Below are 21,733 nucleotides of genomic sequence, written 5' to 3'. Positions count from 1 at the left end.
AACTCTCGAGGTTTTTTAGAATTAATAAGATCCTTTTATAATACTATATCTTCACCACAAAACCACCATGAGGTTTCATCGTTACTTTTAGTTTAGTGCTTTTTGACACTGCATTTTGCTGAAATCCTTTCTCATTTTCAGAAATAATAAAACCTTTACTATTGGTTACAAAAGACAAATCAATCTCCATTTCTTTTGTCGTGTTTTCTCCATTAACTCCAACGATATGCCAAACGTTATCTTTTTTTCTTGCCATTACAATATATTTTCCGGGATACCCATCAATAAATTTAGAGTCATCCCAATTGGCTGGAATATCTTTTAGATAATCGACAACATAGGCGGGCATTTTGGCCATTCCTTCCGGTATTTCGGCGATGTGTTGCACTCCGGATAAGAATAAAACAGGCAATGCTAATTCGTAAGCTGGAGTGGTTCTTCGTTTTATATTTGGAACTGCATCTAACACCATTGGCGTAAAATCCATTGGATCAAAAACATTTCTTGCAAAAGGAAGCATCGCACAATGCGTTGGTTCTAAATCAGCAATATCTTGAAAAAAGCTAATGTACTCGTACCCTTTGACTGCTTCTGCTGAAACTAAATTAGGATACGTGCGTTGCCATCCTCTAGGCAAAGTAGCGCCATGGAAATTTATTAATAATTTATGGTCAGCAGCATCCTTTAACATATCATGGTAATAGGCAATCATCGATTGTCCGTCACCCCCAAAAAAATCTACCTTTATTCCAGCAATGCCTAAATCATTAAGTCTCGAAAACTCCCTATCTCTATCGGCATGTGTGAGTAATTTGCTTTTAGGCTCCTCTAATGTACTATTCCATGATCCAGATGAATTGTACCAAACCAGTACTTTTACATTTTTTTCTTTGGCGTAAGCCACTAATTCCTTCATTTTAACATCGCCTATTCTGGTATCCCAACCGGCATCAATTAAACAATACGCCCAATTCATTTTAGAAGCATAATCAATAAACTTAAGTGTAGTTTCATAATTAATAGACTCGTCTTTTAACAAAACCCAACTCCACGAAGCCAAACCACTTTTTATAAAGGAAGTGTCCATAGGAATTGCCGGATCAGCCAAATCAGTTCCTAATGTACTTTCAGTAATTGTTTTTAAGGATCCAATGGCAACTATTCGCCAAGGGGTGTACCACGGTAATTTAGATTCTGGATTCAAAGCACCATTAGGAAAAACTTCTTCTTTTTGCGGGAAGGTTACCTGCAATGCTTTTGATGCATCGTTATACACCAATCGGGAGCCACAATAATTACTCGATAAGCCTGTTTCCGACACTAAAAGCCAAGTATTATTCAAATTAAATAAAGCAGGATACACCCACCCTTCTCCAATCGCTGGTTTTGTATTTACGGGAACACCCATCGCATAATGTTCCTCGTAAGCAGGATTGGTTTCTTTCCATCCTGTTTTAGCTTTAGACATAGGTTGCAACCAAGCTTTGGTTGTTGTGTCAAAATTATAAGTGGTTTTCTCTTCCACTATTTTTTTGATTGCTGTTGAGGTTTCTGGGAAATGGTATCGCAACGCAATTCCATCACGGGATAATTGAAAAATAATATCCATTGATTCTCCGGTACTGTTTTGTAAGCGCACCGTATATTGATTTGCAGCATAAGAAATTTGTTTTCGTTTCCCTTGCAACATGGAATAGGTTGATTTAATTGGTTTAGATTTAGAAACCGTCACTATTTTCAAACCGGTATAAAAATTGGCATCTTCTCTTATAATCCCCAAATCGGAAGTATTGATAACCAATTTGTCTTTAAAGAAAACTTTGTAAGACATCGTCTTGCTTGAAGTTAGATTAAATTCCATTTTTATTGTTTTATCCGAATTGACAAAATAATAAGCGGTTGGTTTCCCCGCAAACGAAGTCAATGATACAGCCAATAATGCTAGCAAAACTATTTTTTTCATAATTAAGTGTTTAATTTACACTTACAAGAATACAAAAATAAATTTATATAAATAACGATGTAGTTAAAATAGTATCAGAGTGCTAGTTAATTATATGAAAAACGTTTGAAAAGAGATTAAAAACTAGAAAAGAAATATTTTTACACGATTTAAGACTAAACTCTCTAATAAACTTTTAACCGATTGACATCAATCCATTATTATGAGAGAAAAAATTAAACTTTTGTTGATACTAGCTATTTATCAAGGAGATTTATACTGTAAACAATTTTCTCCTCTAAAAACTAACATGTCTGTCGATTTTTTTCGTTTCACTAAACTATCTCCAATCATTATTTCTGCTTTATGTTTTGGGAAATAGTTTATCATTTCACTTCCATTTAAAAGTTTAAGCATTGGAGTCATGTGCTCATGAGCATTCACATATTTACTTATTACTCTTGATGAAAATTCTTCATTCAAAATAGCATCTCTATATTTATTTTCAAAACAGCCATAATGACTTAATAAAATTATTAAGCTGAATACAAATAATAACATTGTGCCAAGGATAATTTTATCTTTTTTGTCTAATATTTCATTGATACTACCAACCATAATTTACATTTTATGCAGCTCTAATTTAATAATAAATTACCAACATCTTTTTATATGAATAACAAATACACACAATCAATCTCTATATAATTTGTTAAGTTTTATAAACTGCTGTTTCTGTACCAAACAAATATAAAGAAAATAGCACAAGCAGAATCGCTTAGATAAATAAGATAAAGTATAAAACCAAAAAAACCGCTTCTTTCGAAGCGGTTTTTGTACCCGGAGCCGGAGTCGAACCGGCACGGTTTCCCACAGGTGTTTGAGACCAGCGCGTCTACCAATTCCGCCATCCGGGCTTAGCTAGACATGAAATAACGACAGTTACTTCAAACGCAATAAAAGAGGTGATTGTGTTTAAATCAACCATCAATTCCTTTAACACGGTGCAAATGTAAAAAATAATATTAAATGTTCAACTAAAAATACTTAAAATTTTCCTTTCAGAGTTGAATAAATTTTATAAATTTGCACCTCGCTAAAAACGGAACACACAACTAACTACACCCGAGGCAAATACAAACATAAGGCTTTATTCGAAAGACAAAGCCGAACTGTATGGAGCGCAGCGGAATAAAAACAACAAATTAAATGTCACACCTAGAACCAGAAGCTAAAATTTTTGCTTGTTCACAAAGTGTCTATCTTGCAGAAAAAATAGCAGAGCAATACGGAATTCCGTTAGGGAAAATTACCATGTCGAAGTACAGCGACGGTGAATTTCAACCTTCTTACGAAGAGTCTATCAGGGGTTTACGCGTTTTTATTGTTTGTTCAACTTTTCCAACTGCCGACAATTTAATGGAATTGTTACTGATGATTGACGCAGCAAAACGTGCTTCGGCAAGACACATTACCGCAGTAATACCTTACTTTGGTTGGGCAAGACAAGATAGAAAAGACAAACCAAGAGTTCCGATAGGAGCTAAATTAGTAGCTAATTTATTAGATGCTGCCGGTGCAACACGAGTAATGACCATGGATTTGCATGCTGATCAAATTCAAGGATTCTTTGAAAAACCAGTAGACCATCTTTTTGCATCGACTATTTTCATACCGTATATAGAAAGTTTAGGTTTAGACAATTTAACGATTGCTTCTCCTGATATGGGTGGTTCTAAAAGAGCTTATGCGTATTCTAAATTTTTAAATTCAGATGTAGTTATTTGCTATAAACAAAGAAAAGAAGCAAACATTATCGACACCATGGAATTAATTGGTGAGGTAAAAGGCCGAAATGTAATCTTAGTGGATGACATGATTGATACTGGAGGCACTTTGGCGAAAGCCGCAGATTTAATGATTGAAAAAGGAGCATTAAGTGTAAGAGCCATTTGTACGCACGCTATTTTATCAGGTGGCGCTTACGAAAAAATAGAAAACTCGCAATTGAGCGAATTGATAGTTACCGATTCTATTCCATTAAAGAAAGAATCAAACAAAATAAAAGTGTTGAGTTGTGCACCACTTTTTGCCGAAGTTATGCACATGGTGCACCACAACAATTCCATTAGTGGAAAGTTTATAATGTAAGACATAAGTCGTGAAGTCAATGTCTTAAAGTCATGCTGATAGCCAAAAGCTAGAAGCCTAACAAGTAATATTATTTAATAACTATATTTTTTTACAATGAAATCGATTACAATTAAAGGATCAGAAAGAGAAAGCGTGGGCAAAGTAGCAACTAAAGCTCTACGTAATGCTGGATTGGTTCCTTGCGTATTATACGGAGGAAATCAGGCAGTTCATTTCTCAGCAGAAGTTATGGCTTTCAAAAACTTGGTTTACACTCCAAACGCTCACACAGTTGAGATCGATCTTGGAAAAGGAAAATCATTTAACGCTATTTTACAAGACATTCAGGTTCACCCGGTGTCTGACAAGATTTTACATATTGACTTCTTTCAATTATTTGATGACAAAGAAATCACTATGGAAGTTCCAGTAAAAATCGTTGGTAACTCTAAAGGAGTTATGGCTGGTGGAGATTTACGTTTGAATACACGTAAACTTAAAGTAAAAGCACTACCGAAAAATCTTCCAGATTTTATCGAGGCTGATATTACTCCACTTGACATGGGTAACAAATTATACGTTACTAAAGTGGCTTCTCCAGACTACAAAATCATGCACCCAGACAACACAGTAATTTGTCAAGTGAAGATTTCTCGTGCTGCTATGAAAGCGGCTCAAGAGGCAGCAAAAGCAGCGAAAGCTCCTGTAAAAGGAAAGAAAAAATAATATTTTTTCAACCATTCAAGAAAGCATCAGTTGTAAAACTGGTGCTTTTTTTTTGACCTTTATTTTGTCATTTCCAGGAACGAGAAATCTCATTATCCTTGTTTTTATTTTTAGGAGCACAGCTATCCATTTTCAGAACAACACTCCTCCTGCTGTCCGCTCTATCTTTTTTATCCTGAACTTGTTTCAGGATCCTGAAACAAGTTCAGGATAAAAAGGATGCCACTCCCATCAGGGCTATCCAGAAATATTTCACTTTCAATACCTATTTTCTAAAAATCTAATAGTTCAAGAATCTAATTAAGTCTATTTTTGCAGCATGATAAAATGGATTTCAAATTTATTCACATCAACAAAAACAGACGACACTACAGATTGTATGAAACCGGAGGTTCACGAACACAAAAACAACAATATAAAAAGCGTGAGTAATAAATTTCTAATAGTTGGACTCGGCAACATTGGCGCCGAATATGTAAACACCCGACACAACATCGGTTTTAAAGTAGTCGATTTTTTAGCTCGAAAAGAAGGAATCAATTTCGAAACCGTAAAACTGGGTTCCCTAGCCGAATATAAATTCAAAGGAAGGACTTTTTTACTTTTGAAACCCAACACGTACATGAATTTGAGTGGAAAAGCGGTACAATACTGGATGGAAAAAGAAAAAATTCCTTTGGAAAACATCTTGGTAATCACCGATGATTTGAATCTTTCCTTTGGAACCATCCGCATCAAACCAAAAGGAAGCGACGGGGGACACAACGGATTAAAGAACATCAATCTGATCTTGAATACGCAAAACTACACGAGATTCCGTTTTGGGATCAGCGATGAATTTAAAAAAGGAAAACAAGTTGATTATGTCCTTGGAGACTGGGATGACACTGAAAAAATAGCACTTCCGGAGCGATTAGAATTAGCTTCAGAGATTATAAAATCTTTTGGAACTGCCGGATTAGAAATCACAATGACCGCATTTAATGGTAAATAAAAAAAGGGAAACGTTTTAAAACGCTTCCCTTTTCTAGTAAATTTATTTTGATTATTCAATCACTATCTTCCTTACCTCTTTTCTATCTCCATCAATCACCGTCAATAAATAAAGTCCAGACTGAACATTTTTCAATTGGATATTTTCATCGAAATTTAACTTGCTTTCAAATTCATTTTCAAAAAGCTTCCTGCCTAATAAATCATGTACTAGTACCTTCACTCTATTTGATGACATACTGGCAAATTGAATATTAAAATTCCCTTTGTTTGGATTTGGATACAAGACAAAATCATTGATTTGAAAATCAGGTGCTGCCAAAGTAAAGGTTTCCGTACAAATGGTTATCGATGCCGAGTTTAATGTCCCCACATTAGCCAGATAAGCATCTCGAACTCTCAATGTCCAAACTCCTTGTTGATTTTGCCCATTAAACGCTGACAATGGCGCATATGGAGCTACAGTTTGAGCAGTAGTAATTCCACAAGCAAGTACACTTCCCAAATCATCATAATTCAGCGTTAAGCTACTATTAGTATCTCCGCAACTTCTTTCAAATAATTTCACAGTAGTCCCTTCTGGGCTTACCACCTCTATTTGTACATCTGACAAATACGAATGAGTAAAACTTACTGCAAAATTCACATCTGCTATAGTTCCAGTCGAACTCGGCACACTAACTGTTTTAGAGGTATAAGTAGCAGATTCCGGTATTGCAAAAGGCGTAGTAAAAGTATACGTATTACAAGATGAAGTAACGGAATATCCAATAGCAAATAATTTACTGTTTACCGCATAATAAATGTTTGCTGTTGGCTCGATTAAAATTCTACATTTTTTTGCAGTAACATTTGGAACCGTGATGGTTTCAGAACCATCATTTGGAGTATTCGAAACTAAAATTGCAGAAAATGTTAAACCTCCATCAGTAGAAAGCTTGATATTTATATTTGTAGATCCAGCCAAAGCATCTGAACCATTTACGGTCCATGTTATTGTTTGCGCTGTTCCTTGAGACCAACTTAAATTTTCAGTATTTTGAGATGTAATAGCAAATGGACCAACTGTTCCGCTGACATTTACAATCATTGCATCTGTACCCGTTTGAGCCGTTCCAAGCGCAGCATTATCCCTACCTGTCAAAGTAAAATGAAGTGTTCTTGCAATTGTAGCAACTGATTCCCAAGCTGTGGTTAATTTACCGGATAATACCGTATTGTAATTAGGCATATAGCGTATAGGCGAACTACTTGGATAGATCGATCTAAAAAGAGGACCATCAGCTTTAGCCGGTAAAGCGAAACTATTTGCTCCACTTGTAGTCGTAGCTGTATCATTTTGTTCCCAACAATAAGAAATAGTGTCCCCATTAATATCTGAACCAGTACCTGTCAACTTAAAAGCCGTACCGTTAGGTATTGTATAATCTAAACCCGCACTGATTGTTGGTGGGCTATTACTTAATGCTGTACTGACAGGACAGGTTTTTGTTAGTAGATTATCTTGTATTTGCTTAATGCTTACATAAGCAAAGTAATCATCCGAATTACTTTGAACATCATAATCCGTAATCCCAGCATAACCCATAATGGTTGATCCGCTTCCCGGCTCGACATTTACACCTGTTCCTTCAAGTGAATAAGAAAATGTGTGTTCTGCGCCCAGCTGATGCCCCATCTCATGAGCTACAAAATCAATATCAAAAGTATCGCCTTGCGGCTTTGCATCGCCCGGTGATGTAAAAGCACTCCCTTTGGCTAGTGGCTTAGTAACTGTTGGACTTACACACACACAACCTATACAACCTGAATTACCGCCATTACCTGTAGCTCCAAATAAATGCCCTATATCATAACCCCCTTCAGTTATAGTATTGGTTAAATTACTCTGCAACTCTTGATTCCAGGTTCCTCCAGCACCAGTTGTCGCATCAGAATATGGGTCAGTGGCTGCATTAGTATAAATTATGAGATTGTTGTTTGTAATAATATTCAATTTCACAGCTAAATCTTTATTAAAAATACCATTTACTCTTGACATAGTAGCATTCATACCCGCCAAAGCACCTGCTGTAGTTCCTCCAAAATAGGCAGTATATTCACCCGTGCAAGACAAAGCCAGTCTTAACGTTTTAAAGACTCTGTTACTAGCTGAAATTTTACCCGTTTTGTTTAATAATTGTTTGTTTAAAGCTACATCTTCGGTTTTACAGGTAAAAGGCAGGCTTCCTTTGGTTCTGTTCTTTGAATTAAAAAGGACATATACTGTTTTGTCTTTAGAATATTGTTCAATAAATTCGGAACCACTGTCTCCCCTTAAAATCATGGTTTGAATTCCCTGCGGTGAGCAACTGAAATAAAGTGATGCATTGTTATCTGTAATTCCAATACCACTATAAGCTCTGATATCTGGATATTTTGCTTGCAGCTCCGGTTCAAAATTAGAGGACTCCCAAACTGAAAATTTTTCTAAAAGACCATTCATATTCGGAATAGAAATTTCAATTTTATTGCCATTTGCTGTTTTATCCTGAAGTGGCGCCAAAGATTGTCTAATAGCAACTTCGTCTAACTTGAACAACAATTCATTATCAGCACTTGGTATCGTACTAATTCTATTTGAAATCCCACCCTTATTTTGTTCGATTCTTTTCCAAGGAGAAACATCCTGAGCGTGGATTATTGGACTAGATAGCAGCAGCAGAAGAAAGAATAGTATAGTTTTTCTCATGATTAGAAAACATTTTAGCATCAAAATTAAAGTATTTATATTAATGTATCAATGCAATACCTAATATATTAAATGAATTATTAGCTTCAAAATGCCTATTTTTGGTTTTTAAGCCATTTTTTTTTAGAAACCTAAGCGAAAATCAATTCCTCATACCGTTACTTTTAAAATAGATAGTATAAATTTGCACTTTTATAAAACATTTGCTTTGAAGATTTTTCATTCTATAAACGATTTCAGTTCCACAAAAAAAACAATCCTGACTTTGGGCACTTTTGACGGAGTTCATATTGGTCACAAAAAAATCCTGAAAAAAGTAATACAAAAAACTAAAAATGAGAATTACGAAAGTTTAGTACTTACTTTTTTTCCTCATCCCAGAATGGTTTTACAGGAACATTCCGATATAAAACTACTGAATACCATTGACGAAAAAATAGATTTATTGGAACGAATAGGCATCGAAAATCTTGTAATTCATCCTTTTGATGAGGCTTTTTCGAGATTAACCGCTGAAGAGTTTGTTAAAACTGTTCTTGTAGACCGCTTTCATATCCAAAAAATAATTATCGGTTACGACCATCGATTTGGAAGAAATCGCACTGCTAATATTGATGACCTTATTGATTTTGGAAAACAATACGATTTTGAAGTAGAACAGATATCGGTTCAGGAAATAAATGATATTTCCGTGAGTTCCACCAAAATCAGGAAAGCATTATTAGACGGAGATATGACTTTGGCCAATGAATATTTAGGATATGATTATTTCCTTACCGGAATTGTTGCCAAAGGAAAACAATTAGGAAGAACTATTGATTTCCCAACCGCCAACCTAAAAATCGAAGAAAACTACAAGCTTATTCCGCAAAACGGGGTTTATATCGTAAAAAGCACCATCAATCAAAAAACTGTTTTTGGAATGATGAATATTGGATTCAATCCTACTGTTGATGGACAAAATCAATCTATAGAAATCCATTATTTTGATTTCAATGAAGATTTATACAATCAAAAAATCAGGGTTTCCATGTTGCATAGAATTCGTTCCGAACAAAAATTTGAGTCTTTTGCTCTTTTAAAAGAACAACTAGAAAAAGACGAAAAAACCGCACTGGCCTACCTTAATAAAATTTAGCTTTCTGTAAGATTATTTTTTAACGCATTTCACAAAATATTGTCATATTTTCTGTAAATTTGGTGTATAATGTATTTTTTATCATAGTCGTATTATTTTTAACTCTCCTAAAAATTACTCATATGAAACTGCCAAAAGAATTTTACAATGGATTTATAATTTTCCTCGGAATTGGAATTTACTTTTTGTTAATGGAACTTTTGGGCCTTGCTGATTTATTTTACTTGCGCCTCTTTAATGTCTTATTCGTGTTTTACGGAACCAATAGAACGCTAAAAACAAATTTTTCAGAAGGTAAAAACATTCTTGTTTCCAATGCTGTCTCGGCATTGATCACATCACTCACAGGAGTTTTTTTAAGCATCATTGGATTAATAATTTACAGCTATTCAAAAGGTGGTGATGCTTATGTAGGATCGTTATCAAAAACATTTCTATTTGGCGGAAATCCCTCTGTGATGACGTATTCAATTTCTCTACTTTTTGAAGGAATCGTATCCGCCGTAATTGTCACATTTATGTTGCTATTATACTGGGAAAGTCGCTACTCTTCAGACAAACATTAAAATTAAAGCTCAATCACAAAAAAAGAGGGTGTTTACCAGCAATCTATAATAAGCTTTACTTTTCATCCTATTTTTTAAAAGGTCAAAAAAAGAAACCTTTACACAATTCAAATAGGCCTTCTGTTTTTAAACTTTTAAAAACAAATCGAATGAAACTACCAAAAGAATTAGTAAATGGAGGTATTATTTTCGCTGGAATTACACTCTATTTTTTGTTAATGAATGCATTAGGCTATGCTGATTTATTTTATTTACGCATCGTTAACGTGTTTTTTGTTTTTTATGGCGTTGACAAAACTATTGAAATGAATGTTTCCGAAGGTAAAAAAACTTTTATTGCTAATGCAATAGCAGCAATAATCACATCATTGATAGGAGTATTTTTAAGCATTATTGGATTAGTAGCCTACAGCCACATGCAAGGCGGAGATTCTTATGTAAAATCATTGTCGAAAACATTTCTGTTTGGCGGGAATCCATCAGTAAATACGTATTCCATTTGTTTACTATTTGAAGGGATTGCATCTTCAGTAATTGTCACTATGTTACTCATGTTATATTGGAACAACCGTCTCACAACTGATTAACATTCTCTGCAAAACATTGGCTATTGGCTTTTAGATACTATTGCATTGCTTCTTTAGAACAATTTGACTACTTTTGGTGCATCAAAAAATCGTATCGATGAGCATCACAAAACATAACTGGACGAAAGACGAAATTATCGCAATATATAATAAACCTATGATGGATTTGCTTTTTGAAGCAGCTTCAATTCATAGAGAACATCATGACCCTAACGTTGTTCAAGTTTCAACTTTATTATCCATAAAAACAGGCGGTTGTCCGGAAGATTGTGGATATTGTCCACAAGCAGCACGTTACCATACTGCTGTCGAAGGCAATGATTTAATGTCGGTTAGCCAAGTAAAAGCACAAGCCTTACGCGCTAAATCTAGCGGTTCTTCCCGTGTATGTATGGGAGCAGCATGGAGAAATGTAAAGGACGGCCCTGAATTTGATCAAGTACTGGAAATGGTTCGTACCATAAACAAACTTGACATGGAAGTATGCTGTACACTTGGAATGATCACTGAAAATCAAGCACATCGTTTGGCAGAAGCTGGCTTATATGCCTATAACCACAATTTAGACACTTCAGAAGAATATTATAAAGAAGTAATCTCAACACGTGGATTTGAAGACCGTTTGCAAACCATAGAAAATGTTCGTAAAACGAATGTTACCGTTTGTAGCGGTGGAATTATTGGAATGGGAGAAAGCATTGAAGATAGAGCAGGAATGCTTGTTGCTCTTTCTACTCTTAATCCCCAACCGGAATCAGTGCCGATAAATGCTTTGGTTGCTGTTGAAGGAACCCCAATGGAAGAAGAGAAACCAGTAGAAATTTGGGAAATGATACGAATGGTAGCCACTACTCGAATTATCATGCCGGAAACTCAAGTGCGTTTATCCGCCGGAAGAATGAACATGAGCCGCGAAGGCCAAGCCATGTGTTTCTTTGCTGGTGCCAATTCTATTTTCGCAGGAGACAAATTATTGACGACACCAAATCCAGATGTAAACGAAGACATGAAAATGTTTGAAATGCTGGGCTTAAAACCTCAAAAACCATTTACAAAAGTTTCACAGCCTCGAACCATTGAAGCAGAAAATTCACAATTTGCTCCGTTAGGTGAAAAACCAAAATGGTCAAGACCGGGACATAGCATCGAGAGAAATCTTGAAGCATCCAATAAAGAAAAATAGACTTTTCAAACACATAACAAACACCATCTGATAGTAGTAGATGGTGTTTTTTATACATTACTTTTCTTAATAAATAATTTTCTTGTTAACTGTATGTCCATTTTGTAATACAATTTTCACTAATACAATTGATTGGTTTGAAGCAAAATTTGGCACCGAAAACCCAATGCTATCTATATTGTTTTTTTGATATATTTTTCTTCCTGACAAATCATATAGTATAATTTTATCTATTACTTCTGCAGTTGAATTTATTTGTATTTGTTTGCTCTTATTAAACACGAAAACGGAGTCTTTCTCTGTTTTAAACGTTTTCACAGCTAAAGTTTTATCCGTAAAATGCAATACAAAACGATTATTAAAAGTACCTATTTCTGTATTAAAAAAATAGCTTCCGTTTTTTAAATTAAAAATTGTATTGCTTAACTTGTCTTCGATAAAAACTACCTGATCGGATAATAATCCATCAACAGCATCAATATTTATTGTAAAAATACCCTCAATAGTTGTACTGTAACCTAAAGAAACAACGTCTGTTTCATTAAATGGTAAAGCCCTACCCTGAATCACTAAATTCTTATTCTTATTAATACTATAAAAATCGATGTATTCATTTCCGTCAAAACTTTCTCCGTCAAAACCGGCATCATAATCATTAGTCGCTCCTTCTATATAGCCAATTAAAGTTTGCTTGAAAGCTCCTTCGCCATTGGATAAATTTAACCAGATTCGATCCTTCTCAATATTTATCTGATTTTGTTTTTTTATTGCATTCGATTTAAAAAAACTAGAATTATTTCCAGCAATACGCATGCTGTTATTAAAAACGACTGCTCCGCCCCCACTAATACTTGTTACAAAGAATGCTTGACCGGATGCAATTTTACCATTAGGTTTCGTATTATTTATCCCTAATTTCAAAGCGGCACTAGTTCCTACTCCTCCTGATAAATTATAAACAGCATAATCATCTGAGGTATAGACATTATTTGTTATAGCAGTATTATGAGTCCAGAGATAAATTTTTCCATCTGTGACGCCAGCATTTGTTGTAATAAAAACATCAGCATCAATTGCTGATGGATATGGATTTCCTATAAGATTTGAGGTATTGGTTGCTCCTATTGAAACTGAGACAATTCCATTATTAGGAATCCCTAAAAAAACAGCTTCATGAATAAAAGGCATAATTGTTGAATAGTTTTCAGGACCCCGGATAATATAACCGTTTCCTAAACCCATAACATTTGCTGGTGTTTCATTATGCCAATTATCTGCGGAAGCATCAAAAGAATAAAACTTATCAGAAAGTGTATCGGGAGATACATCAATCAATTTTTGCTTTGAAACAGGCGAAGACCAATAGGTATAATCCGTTTTAATAATTGGAGTAGTTTCTCTTTTCATTCGAATACTCCCTGTGTTAATAATTTGATCTTCGGATTGATAAAGAGCTGCGCTATTTTCTAGAACTAATGTTCCAGAACCTGAATAATCAAAAATTAAACCTAAAGTATTTCCGCTTGAAACTGTAACAGAATTCCCTATTCCAATAGAACAAGAACATGCATTTGCAGAGGTAAACGATGAATAATCCCCATTAAAAACCAAGGTTTTTTCAGCTGAAGGCAAGCCATTACTCCAAGCCATTCCATCCCAAATAGAACTATTAACACATAATTTAATTCTAGCGACACGATGTTTTGTTATTCCGGAAATAGAATTAAAATTCCCGCCAATCATCACTTTATTATTTGGAGTAAAACAAATACTATACAATGTACTGTTTAAATTTACTAAAAAAGTAGCATCGTAAACGCCAGTCGCAAGCAATCGCACCATACGTTTGACAGCAATTCCATTATAAGTTCCAGAAAAAGTTCCTCCTACTAACAATCGGTCATTAGGTTGAACCAAAACTGTCCTAATTTCACCGTTACTAAAACCTGTTCCTGAAGTAAAAGAAACATCTAAACTACCATTACTATTCAGTCTAACTAATCTTTTTGCAGAAGCGCCTCCATAATTTAAAAATGTCCCGCCAATAATGAGTTTATTATCCGATTGCAAGGCAATTGCATATACGTATTTATCAAAACCAATTCCAATAACAAAACCCGTATCTATACTTCCATCCGTATTCAAACGCACCATCTTATTATACGAAACACCATTAAAAGTTGTGAATCGTCCCCCTAAAACTATTTTTCCGTCTGGTTGTAACAAGACTGTTTCTACTATAGCATCCGCACCCAAACCAATATTAAAACCAGAATCAAGAGTTCCGTCAGGTAATACTCTAGCGATTCTATTTGAAGAAATACCATTATAAGTTGTAAAATTTCCAGTAATAATTATTTTTCCATCAGGTTGAAGTGCTACAGCATAAATTTGATTGCCAGCCCCTATGCCAGTTGTAAATGAAGCATTTAAATCCCCATTGGATAATACTCTAGCTATTCTATTAGCAGCAACTCCATTATAGCTAGTAAAATTACCCACTAAAATAATTTTATTATCTGACTGTATAACAGCACTCTTAATTATATTATTCGCTCCAATACTTGAAGAATTAAAAGTGGGATCGATAGCTCCATCTTCTAACAAACAAGCAATTCTATTGACACTTACTCCATTGAATTTAGTAAAGCTCCCAAAAGCCATCGTCTTATTATCCGGCAAAGAAATAATCTTTAAAACTGAATTGTCAAAACCCACCCCAGCAGTTAGATACCCAATATCTAAGGTTCCAATCAAATCAATTCTAGCAAGTCGTCCTTGGTTTTGGGAATCAAAAACAGAAAAAGAACCGCCTACATACCACGAGCCATTTAAATCGTCAGTCATGGCATAAACAGTTGCAGTTGCTGGTCCAGAACCAATGTCAAAAGTTGGGCTGATAACTCCATTAGGATCTAACAAAACTAATCTATTGACATTGGCTCCATTATAAGTACTAGTAAAAGAACCACCAACCATTATGGCGCCAACTGGATTTACTTTGATAATATCTACTCCACCAGTGCTAAATCCTGATCCGGAAATAAAACTTCCGTCAATAGAACCATTCGTATTTAACCGAATTATTTTATTAGCTAAAGTTCCATTAAAGATTGTAAAATCGCCTCCAACCAAAATTTTCCCATCTGACTGTAACAAAAGAGCTCCAATGTCTCCATTAAAACTTGTTCCAATTCCAAAAGTAGTATCAATGCTCCCATTGGTATTTAACCTGATTATTCTGTTACAGGTAGTTCCGTTGAATGAAATAAACGAGCCCGCCACAATTATTTTACCGTCAATTTGAATCTGAAGTTCTTCGGCTGAGCCGCTAGTTCCTGAACCCGTAACAAAAGAAGTGTCTAAGTTTCCGTTTGGTAATACCCGGGCGATATGATTCGCATTTACTCCATTATATTTAGTAAAACTGCCTACAACAATTATGCTTCCATCGTTTTGTAAAGCAACATTATGGACTATCCCAGTGTTTGCAGCTAGTGTAGTATTAAAAGTGGCATCAAAAGAACCATCATTATTCAGTCTAATTAATCGTCCAACAGCTGTACCATTAAAAGCGGTAAAAGATCCTCCCAAAACTATTTTACCATCTGGCAATAGCAACGAACAATATATTTTTCCGTTAAAACCTGAGCCTAATCCAAAGGAAGTATCTTTAGACCCATCTAAAAACAATCTACATAAATACGGAGTTACAGCACCATTAAAATTCAAAAAATCCCCTCCTACAATTAATTTTCCATCAGTTTGTAAAGAAACCGTTCTAACTGTATTATCAAAGCCATCGCCTTGAAGTCCATCATCGAAGGTATTAAACGCTACATCTACTTTCCCTTGTTGGGAATAGATTGAACTGAGAAAAAAAAGGCTAAGAAAAATAACGGAAAAATGCAGTTTTACTATCAAATTTATATCGGATTTATAGTTTCAATATGAATGACAAAAAATTCATAATTATTTCATTTTAAGAACATCATAAAATTACATACATTACTATTGTAATACAATACCCACTTTTAGTGATATTTATTTATGAATATTGATACTATAAAACACCCTGAGGAATTGAACATTCGCTATAGATTCAGCATAAATAATTCAAAGACCGAATCTCTTAATTTTTACTTATTGGATTCAAAAAAAATCCCATCCTGTATAAAAAAGGATGGGATTATAAAAATTTAAGTTGATTAGATTGTTCTAACAAATAATTTTCTTAGAAATTACCTGACCATTAGTTAATCCAACTTTTACTATTATCGTTTGCTTATTCAACGTAATATTTGAAGTTTGAAATTCGTTTCTGTTTACTGCATCCTTATCAAACACTTTTCTTTCAAGTAAATCAAAAACAGTAATTCGTTTTATATTTTCAAGTCCAGACTTCATTTTTAAATTCATTTTTATCTTTAGAAACCAACACCGCCTTATTAAACACTTCAAAATCAATGATTCCTAAAATTTTGTCTATATAACGCAATCCAAAACAATCATTGAAAGTTCATGCTGCCGATATAAAATTATAGGGCACCAATTTAATATCATGAACCACAGTCAGCTTTATCCTCAAGACAGATATTTTGTTCTTCAGAAAATAATCCATCAACATGATCAATAGCAATAGTAGCATTTCCAGCACCATTTATAGCATACCCCAAAGGAACTATATCTGTAATAAAAAATAATGATTTAGCTTGAATAGCTAATTTATCACTTCCCAGCAAACTATATAAAGCATACGGTTGTGTGTCGTTATATACTAATCCATCATACTCCGGGTCAAAATCATCAGTAGAATTGATTATATAACCTACTAATGCTTAACTTCCGTTTGAAGTATTAGTAGTTAAATTGAGCCAAATTCTATTAGTCTCATCTAAACCATTTTGTTTTTTTTGAAATTGATACTGACTTATAGAAATTAGTATTTACATTATTAATATCCCGCATTGAATTATCAAAAGTCACATTACCGTCAGCCTTTCTTGCACAAAAAAACCTGAATCAATGTATTTGGTTGATGTTTCCTCATTTCCTGTTCCGGAAGAAACCCCGGCACCTCCAGCTTTAGTATAAGTAGAGTAATCGATATCATCATCATTATTACCTACTATGCTGTGATTATGAGTCCAAAAACATAATGTTCCCGAAATAGTTTGTGTACCAGCTTCGGCAATAATATTTGCATAAATAAAATCATCAGCCATCAATAGCTGAGGGATATGGATTTCACAATTGACATTTACCACTTCAAACATCTAGCCTGATGTTCACGGTTACCGGAACATTTATGATCCCATTATTAGATACTCCCGTAAACTGGAACGAAGGAGTACTTGTATTTGCTCCTTCCGGAGAACGAATGGCATATCCAATTCCAGGCTTAAAAACAGTAGTTGAGGCATTTACATTGGCATAACTCTAAAACTATAAACAAAAAAACCCATTTGTCTAAACAAAATGAGTTTCTCATAAAATGCTTTAAATCAATTTAGTAAACTATTTTCTTTGTGATTGTTTTGCCGTTTTGCAATATAATTTTGACTAATAATACTTGATGATTAATACCTAAATTAGAAATAACTAACTCATTGGCATCTACATTAGTTTTCTGATATAATGATTTTCCCAACAGGTTATACACCTGAATATTATTCATAGTTTCAGCCGATGAATTAATTTTTATTTGTTTATTCTTATTAGAAACCAAAACTGTATTATCGGAAATCTCAAAATCACTATTCCCTAAAGTTTTATTGGTATTAACATATCGCAATACAAAACGATCATTAAACACTCCCGTTTCCGTTGCAAAACTATACGCGCCTTCTTTTAGATTTTTAACACTATTAGTATTCTTATCTTCAATAAAAACATCCTGAGAAGCGAGTAAGCCATCAACTTCATCAATAGTTATTGAAAAAACACCTTTGATAGTAGAACTATAGCCCAAAGGCACTTGATCATTTTCATCAAATGGTAAAGTCCTTCCTTGAATAGCTAAATTTTTATTTTCGTTGATACTATAAAAATCTATAAACTGGTTCCCATCAAAACTCTCCCCATCAAAAGCATTATCATATCCATTGGTGGCATCTGGAATATAACCAACTAACATTTGCTTGAAAGCGCCCTGTGTATTAGTTAAATTAAGCCATACCCTATTTTTTTCTGCTAGGCTAACTGGTTTTTGTTTTGAATCACTGAACTTGAAAAACTGGGAATTATTCACTCCTAAAACACCCCCAGAAACCCGCATACTGTTATTAAACACAACATTACCGGCAGCTATACCTGTTGCAAAAAATGCTTGTCCGGAAGTAATTTTACCAGCAGGCTTGTTAGAAATCTGCTCAACACCCCCAACTTTATTCCCAATCATTGTTGAAACCCCTCCCGTAAGATTATAAGTAGCATAATCATCCGAAGTGTATGCATAAGCACCAGATCCTGCACTAGCATTAGTAATATTTGTAGCTAATTGAATGGCAGTATTGTGTGTCCAAAAATAAAGGGTCCCATCTAATACTGAACTATTAGTTGTTAAAAATAAATCTGCATTTAAAGCAGATGGATAAGGATTACCTATAAGATTTGACGTTTCTTTTCCTGGAAATGGAATTGGAACAGAAACAATTCCATTGTTTGGCACGCCTTGAAAAGGAGCTTCATAGAATCCTGGAGGCGGTGTTGACGGATAATGTGGCCCTCTGATGATATAACCGATACCTATTGACATGACATTAGCTGAACTCTCTTGATTCCAATCATCAGCAGCTGCATTAAAGGAATAAAAAAAATTCGATGGAGTTTTTGGAGAAAGATTTTTCAACGTTTGAGCTGTAACTGGTGAAGACCAATACGTATAATCTGTTTCCCTAATAGTAGTATTAATTCTCTTATAAGTTATGTTTCCTGTATTAGCATTACCATTAATTTGTAACAAACTAGAGTTATTTTCGAAAGTTAAAGATCCCCCAGAAACAGTTACTTCATTGGTTAAGGTCAAAGTATGTCCTGAATTAACAACTATAATTCCTGAATTTACTTGACAAGAACAACCAACTAGATCAGCAGTTGAAGAAAAATTTCCATTAAAAATGATTTTATCCGCACTTGTCGGGGCACTCGGCGACCATGAACTTCCATTCCAGGTTGAAGTAACTGAGGCTAAATTCATTACCACATCAGCAGAGGCTGGAGAAATACATCCATTAGCCGTAGTCACGGTAAAGTTATTAGTTGTTGATGGACTTAAACCTGTAATAGTAGTAGTAGTTGTGCTTCCTGATATCGCTCCCGGATTTATCGTCCAATTTCCTGCAGGCAAACCGCTCAGAACAACACTTCCTGTACTCGTAGAACAGTTAGGTTGTGTAATATCTGTTTGCGTAAATACCGGGGCTGATGGAGCGTTTACTGTTACGGATTGTTGAGCCTCTATTGCCCCTCCACAGCCTCCTGTTATTGTATAAATAATAGCACAAGCTCCTGCAGATACTCCCGTTACTAATCCCGAAGCATTAACGGTTGCTACTGCGCTATTACTACTATTCCAAGCCCCTGTCCCACCACTTAAAACTATTGTGTTAGCTGTATAAGTTGCCGTACCTCCAATACATAATGAACTTATCCCAGTTACTGAAGCTATATTGACATTTGGATTTACTGTTATAGTTCCAGTTGCATTCACAGCACCACAACCTCCCGTTAATGGAATGCTATAACTAAAAGAACCCGATGCGGATGGTGTTCCACTTATGGTTATCGTATTCGATACCCAGGCTACAGTTACTCCAGCTGGTAAACCTATTGCTGTACCAATTCCTGTTGTTCCTGTTGTTGTATGGGTAATATTCGTCAATGTACTATTGATACACAATGTTGGTGTTGATGAAGCAATCCCTACTGTTTTGTTTGCAGTCACAGTTATAGTTCCCGTTGCATTCACATTACCACAACCTCCTGTTAATGGAATACTGTAATTAAAGGAACCCGATGTTGTAGGTGTACCGCTGATGGTGATCGTATTCGATGCCCAAGCAGCTGTAACTCCAGCTGGAAAAGTGGCAGTTCCAATTCCTGTTGCCCCAGTCGTGGCGTGAGTAATATTTGTCAATGCAGTATTGATACATAAAGTTGGTGCAGATGAAGCTACGCCAACGGTATTATTTCCATTCACTGTTATAATTCCCGTTGCACTTACAGTACCACAACCTCCTGTTAATGGAATACTGTAATTAAAAGCACCAGTTACCGTAGGTGTACCACTAATAGTAATTGTATTAGAAGACCACGAAGCGCTTAATCCCATAGGCAATCCAGTGCCAGTTCCAATTCCTGTTGCACCTGTAGTTGTATGTGTAATATTTGTCATTAATGTATTAACACAAAGTACTGGTGATGATGAAGTGGCTACTGCACTATTCAAATTGACAGTAAAAGCTCCAGAAACTGCAGTTTTAACAGGCACCACGCAAGAACTATTTATTACACAATAATAATATTGAGTACCTCCAGTAGTACTTGATGGGGTATAGCTATTTGATGTCGCTCCAGAAATAAGACTACCTCCAGAATTAGAAGCACCAATATTACTATACCACTGATAAGTCAAAGACGACCCATAAGCTGAAACAGAAATTGGTCCAAAAACCCCACCACATAAAGTCTGCCCTGCAGTCGATTGAGTATACGTAGATGCTGAGACATAAACAGGAATAGGAGCCGAATATTTAGTCCCACAACCACTTGCGCTTGATGTATATTTTACTCTATACCAAGTTGTAACAGTTAAACTCGAAGGAGCATAACTACTCGAAGTCTGTCCTAAAATTGTAGAATAAGTTCCTCCGGCAGTTAAACAATATTCCCATTGATAAGTTGGAGAGGGAGCATCTGTCGTAAATGTCATTGTAGTTATCGTACCGCCAGAACAAACAGTTTGACTCTGTGGAGCTATTTTTGCAGTATATGCATTGTCAGGATTTGAAGTTCCACACCCAAGAGAAGTTCCTGAACAGTTAGAAATACAATTATTACTAGACCCATAGATTTGAGATGAACTTCCTTGAGTAGTCATCGCACCAGTGGTGTAAAACTGACCAGTGGTTCCTGAAATATCAATATTCCCATTATCAGTTATATAATCACCATACACTTGCAATAAGCCATTGACAATAAAGGCTCCAGTACTATTGCTATTTACGATATTACCATAAACAATAAAAGTTGCCCCTTGCTCTATTGTAATACTCGCTTTATTTCCAATTAAAAAATTATTAGAAGTTGATCCAGAGGTACCTATTATTAAAGTAGCTCCACTTTTTACAGTCAGTGTAAAAGTTGCATTCCCTCCAATATTAGTAACACCTCCAATAGTAGTTGTACCAGAAGCAATAGTTAAGCTACCAGAAGCATTTAAATTTGTAAGATTATAATTAGATCCCCCAGGCTGATCAGTTACATCTTGATTAAATGTATAATTTCCAGTACCAATAGTTAAATTTTGATCGAGTGTGAGAGGATTATTTACTATTACATTAATAGCATCGGCCGGAACAACAGTTGGTGTCCATGATGTTGCTGTCGACCAAATATAGGCTCCTCCCGATGTAGAAGTTTGTCCATTCGTTTTTACAGAAAAAGCAAATAATAAAAATATAATAACATTAAATTTGGCCAAGAGTATTTTTTTGATCATCTATATTTTTGTG

The 21,733-nt window shown here is 35.0% G+C and carries 16 protein-coding genes and 1 tRNA gene; 8 read left to right on the top strand and 9 right to left on the bottom strand.

What is annotated here, in order from left to right; genetic code table 11:
• Nucleotides 1-43: 43 nt before the first annotated feature.
• From ACNQGG_RS07020 to ACNQGG_RS07010, 3 genes are all read right to left on the bottom strand, one after another.
• On the bottom strand, nt 44-1,963 hold the full coding sequence (locus ACNQGG_RS07020; RefSeq protein WP_417962506.1) for a glycoside hydrolase family 97 protein: 1,920 nt from the start codon (nt 1,961-1,963) through the stop codon (nt 44-46).
• A 243-nt stretch (nt 1,964-2,206) separates the two neighbouring features.
• Nucleotides 2,207-2,560: a hypothetical protein gene (locus ACNQGG_RS07015; protein WP_417962504.1), complete on the bottom strand. Its 354-nt coding sequence runs from the start codon at nt 2,558-2,560 to the stop codon at nt 2,207-2,209.
• Nucleotides 2,561-2,779: 219 nt separating this feature from the next.
• Nucleotides 2,780-2,859, bottom strand: a tRNA-Leu gene (locus ACNQGG_RS07010).
• 292 nt (nt 2,860-3,151) lie between these two features.
• Here ACNQGG_RS07010 and ACNQGG_RS07005 point away from each other — a divergent pair.
• The 3 genes from ACNQGG_RS07005 to pth all read left to right on the top strand — a co-directional run bounded on the left by ACNQGG_RS07005 (nt 3,152) and on the right by pth (nt 5,795).
• On the top strand, nt 3,152-4,093 hold the full coding sequence (locus ACNQGG_RS07005; protein ID WP_417962502.1) for a ribose-phosphate pyrophosphokinase: 942 nt from the start codon (nt 3,152-3,154) through the stop codon (nt 4,091-4,093).
• Nucleotides 4,094-4,189: 96 nt separating this feature from the next.
• Nucleotides 4,190-4,801: a 50S ribosomal protein L25/general stress protein Ctc gene (locus ACNQGG_RS07000; protein ID WP_417962500.1), complete on the top strand. Its 612-nt coding sequence runs from the start codon at nt 4,190-4,192 to the stop codon at nt 4,799-4,801.
• A 319-nt stretch (nt 4,802-5,120) separates the two neighbouring features.
• Nucleotides 5,121-5,795, top strand: coding sequence for an aminoacyl-tRNA hydrolase (pth, locus tag ACNQGG_RS06995; RefSeq protein WP_417962498.1), 675 nt, complete (start codon nt 5,121-5,123; stop codon nt 5,793-5,795).
• 51 nt (nt 5,796-5,846) lie between these two features.
• Here pth and ACNQGG_RS06990 read toward each other — a convergent pair whose 3' ends face one another.
• On the bottom strand, nt 5,847-8,525 hold the full coding sequence (locus tag ACNQGG_RS06990) for a zinc-dependent metalloprotease (protein ID WP_417962496.1): 2,679 nt from the start codon (nt 8,523-8,525) through the stop codon (nt 5,847-5,849).
• Between the two features lie 208 nt (nt 8,526-8,733).
• Here ACNQGG_RS06990 and ACNQGG_RS06985 point away from each other — a divergent pair, with 208 nt between their 5' ends.
• The 4 genes from ACNQGG_RS06985 to bioB all read left to right on the top strand — a co-directional run bounded on the left by ACNQGG_RS06985 (nt 8,734) and on the right by bioB (nt 11,999).
• Nucleotides 8,734-9,663: a bifunctional riboflavin kinase/FAD synthetase gene (locus ACNQGG_RS06985; protein ID WP_417962494.1), complete on the top strand. Its 930-nt coding sequence runs from the start codon at nt 8,734-8,736 to the stop codon at nt 9,661-9,663.
• A gap of 122 nt (nt 9,664-9,785) precedes the next feature.
• On the top strand, nt 9,786-10,229 hold the full coding sequence (locus ACNQGG_RS06980; protein WP_417962492.1) for a hypothetical protein: 444 nt from the start codon (nt 9,786-9,788) through the stop codon (nt 10,227-10,229).
• A 149-nt stretch (nt 10,230-10,378) separates the two neighbouring features.
• Nucleotides 10,379-10,816 carry a hypothetical protein gene (locus ACNQGG_RS06975; RefSeq protein ID WP_417962490.1) on the top strand — a complete coding sequence of 146 codons (438 nt, stop codon included), beginning with the start codon at nt 10,379-10,381 and terminating at the stop codon, nt 10,814-10,816.
• Between the two features lie 97 nt (nt 10,817-10,913).
• Nucleotides 10,914-11,999: a biotin synthase BioB gene (bioB, locus tag ACNQGG_RS06970; RefSeq protein WP_417962488.1), complete on the top strand. Its 1,086-nt coding sequence runs from the start codon at nt 10,914-10,916 to the stop codon at nt 11,997-11,999.
• 66 nt (nt 12,000-12,065) lie between these two features.
• Here the strand turns inward: bioB and ACNQGG_RS06965 are convergent, their stop codons facing one another.
• The 4 genes from ACNQGG_RS06965 to ACNQGG_RS06950 all read right to left on the bottom strand — a co-directional run bounded on the left by ACNQGG_RS06965 (nt 12,066) and on the right by ACNQGG_RS06950 (nt 17,275).
• Nucleotides 12,066-15,923: a T9SS sorting signal type C domain-containing protein gene (locus ACNQGG_RS06965; RefSeq protein ID WP_417962486.1), complete on the bottom strand. Its 3,858-nt coding sequence runs from the start codon at nt 15,921-15,923 to the stop codon at nt 12,066-12,068.
• A 294-nt stretch (nt 15,924-16,217) separates the two neighbouring features.
• A complete protein-coding gene (locus ACNQGG_RS06960; protein ID WP_417962484.1) occupies nt 16,218-16,406 on the bottom strand; it encodes a T9SS sorting signal type C domain-containing protein in 189 nt (62 codons plus the stop codon).
• A 152-nt stretch (nt 16,407-16,558) separates the two neighbouring features.
• Complete coding sequence (locus ACNQGG_RS06955) at nt 16,559-16,741, bottom strand: hypothetical protein (protein WP_417962482.1); 183 nt, start codon at nt 16,739-16,741, stop codon at nt 16,559-16,561.
• Nucleotides 16,742-16,981: 240 nt separating this feature from the next.
• Complete coding sequence (locus tag ACNQGG_RS06950) at nt 16,982-17,275, bottom strand: hypothetical protein (RefSeq protein WP_417962480.1); 294 nt, start codon at nt 17,273-17,275, stop codon at nt 16,982-16,984.
• An 8-nt stretch (nt 17,276-17,283) separates the two neighbouring features.
• Between ACNQGG_RS06950 and ACNQGG_RS06945 the strand changes: the two genes are divergently transcribed.
• Nucleotides 17,284-17,436, top strand: coding sequence for a hypothetical protein (locus tag ACNQGG_RS06945; protein ID WP_417962478.1), 153 nt, complete (start codon nt 17,284-17,286; stop codon nt 17,434-17,436).
• Between the two features lie 72 nt (nt 17,437-17,508).
• Here the strand turns inward: ACNQGG_RS06945 and ACNQGG_RS06940 are convergent, their stop codons facing one another.
• Nucleotides 17,509-21,720 (bottom strand): T9SS sorting signal type C domain-containing protein, encoded by a 4,212-nt coding sequence (locus ACNQGG_RS06940; RefSeq protein ID WP_417962476.1) that lies wholly within the window; start codon nt 21,718-21,720, stop codon nt 17,509-17,511.
• Between the last annotated feature and the right edge of the window lie 13 nt (nt 21,721-21,733).

It is taken from the genome of Flavobacterium esculini, from assembly GCF_048284325.1.
In the GTDB taxonomy this organism is placed as follows: domain Bacteria; phylum Bacteroidota; class Bacteroidia; order Flavobacteriales; family Flavobacteriaceae; genus Flavobacterium.
Note: the sequence above shows the minus strand (reverse complement) of the source record. Positions and strands in the feature narration are given on the sequence as shown.

What these genes read in the sequence shown, in the direction of transcription:
- ACNQGG_RS06940 (WP_417962476.1), bottom strand. Translation starts at nt 21,720, where the DNA reads ATGATCAAAAAAATACTCTTGGCCAAATTTAATGTTATTATATTTTTA.
- ACNQGG_RS07005 (WP_417962502.1), top strand. Translation starts at nt 3,152, where the DNA reads ATGTCACACCTAGAACCAGAAGCTAAAATTTTTGCTTGTTCACAAAGT.
- ACNQGG_RS06960 (WP_417962484.1), bottom strand. Translation starts at nt 16,406, where the DNA reads ATGAAGTCTGGACTTGAAAATATAAAACGAATTACTGTTTTTGATTTA.
- bioB (WP_417962488.1), top strand. Translation starts at nt 10,914, where the DNA reads ATGAGCATCACAAAACATAACTGGACGAAAGACGAAATTATCGCAATA.
- ACNQGG_RS06945 (WP_417962478.1), top strand. Translation starts at nt 17,284, where the DNA reads ATGTTCACGGTTACCGGAACATTTATGATCCCATTATTAGATACTCCC.
- ACNQGG_RS06990 (WP_417962496.1), bottom strand. Translation starts at nt 8,525, where the DNA reads ATGAGAAAAACTATACTATTCTTTCTTCTGCTGCTGCTATCTAGTCCA.
- ACNQGG_RS07015 (WP_417962504.1), bottom strand. Translation starts at nt 2,560, where the DNA reads ATGGTTGGTAGTATCAATGAAATATTAGACAAAAAAGATAAAATTATC.
- pth (WP_417962498.1), top strand. Translation starts at nt 5,121, where the DNA reads ATGATAAAATGGATTTCAAATTTATTCACATCAACAAAAACAGACGAC.
- ACNQGG_RS07020 (WP_417962506.1), bottom strand. Translation starts at nt 1,963, where the DNA reads ATGAAAAAAATAGTTTTGCTAGCATTATTGGCTGTATCATTGACTTCG.
- ACNQGG_RS06950 (WP_417962480.1), bottom strand. Translation starts at nt 17,275, where the DNA reads ATGTTTGAAGTGGTAAATGTCAATTGTGAAATCCATATCCCTCAGCTA.
- ACNQGG_RS06975 (WP_417962490.1), top strand. Translation starts at nt 10,379, where the DNA reads ATGAAACTACCAAAAGAATTAGTAAATGGAGGTATTATTTTCGCTGGA.
- ACNQGG_RS06980 (WP_417962492.1), top strand. Translation starts at nt 9,786, where the DNA reads ATGAAACTGCCAAAAGAATTTTACAATGGATTTATAATTTTCCTCGGA.
- ACNQGG_RS07000 (WP_417962500.1), top strand. Translation starts at nt 4,190, where the DNA reads ATGAAATCGATTACAATTAAAGGATCAGAAAGAGAAAGCGTGGGCAAA.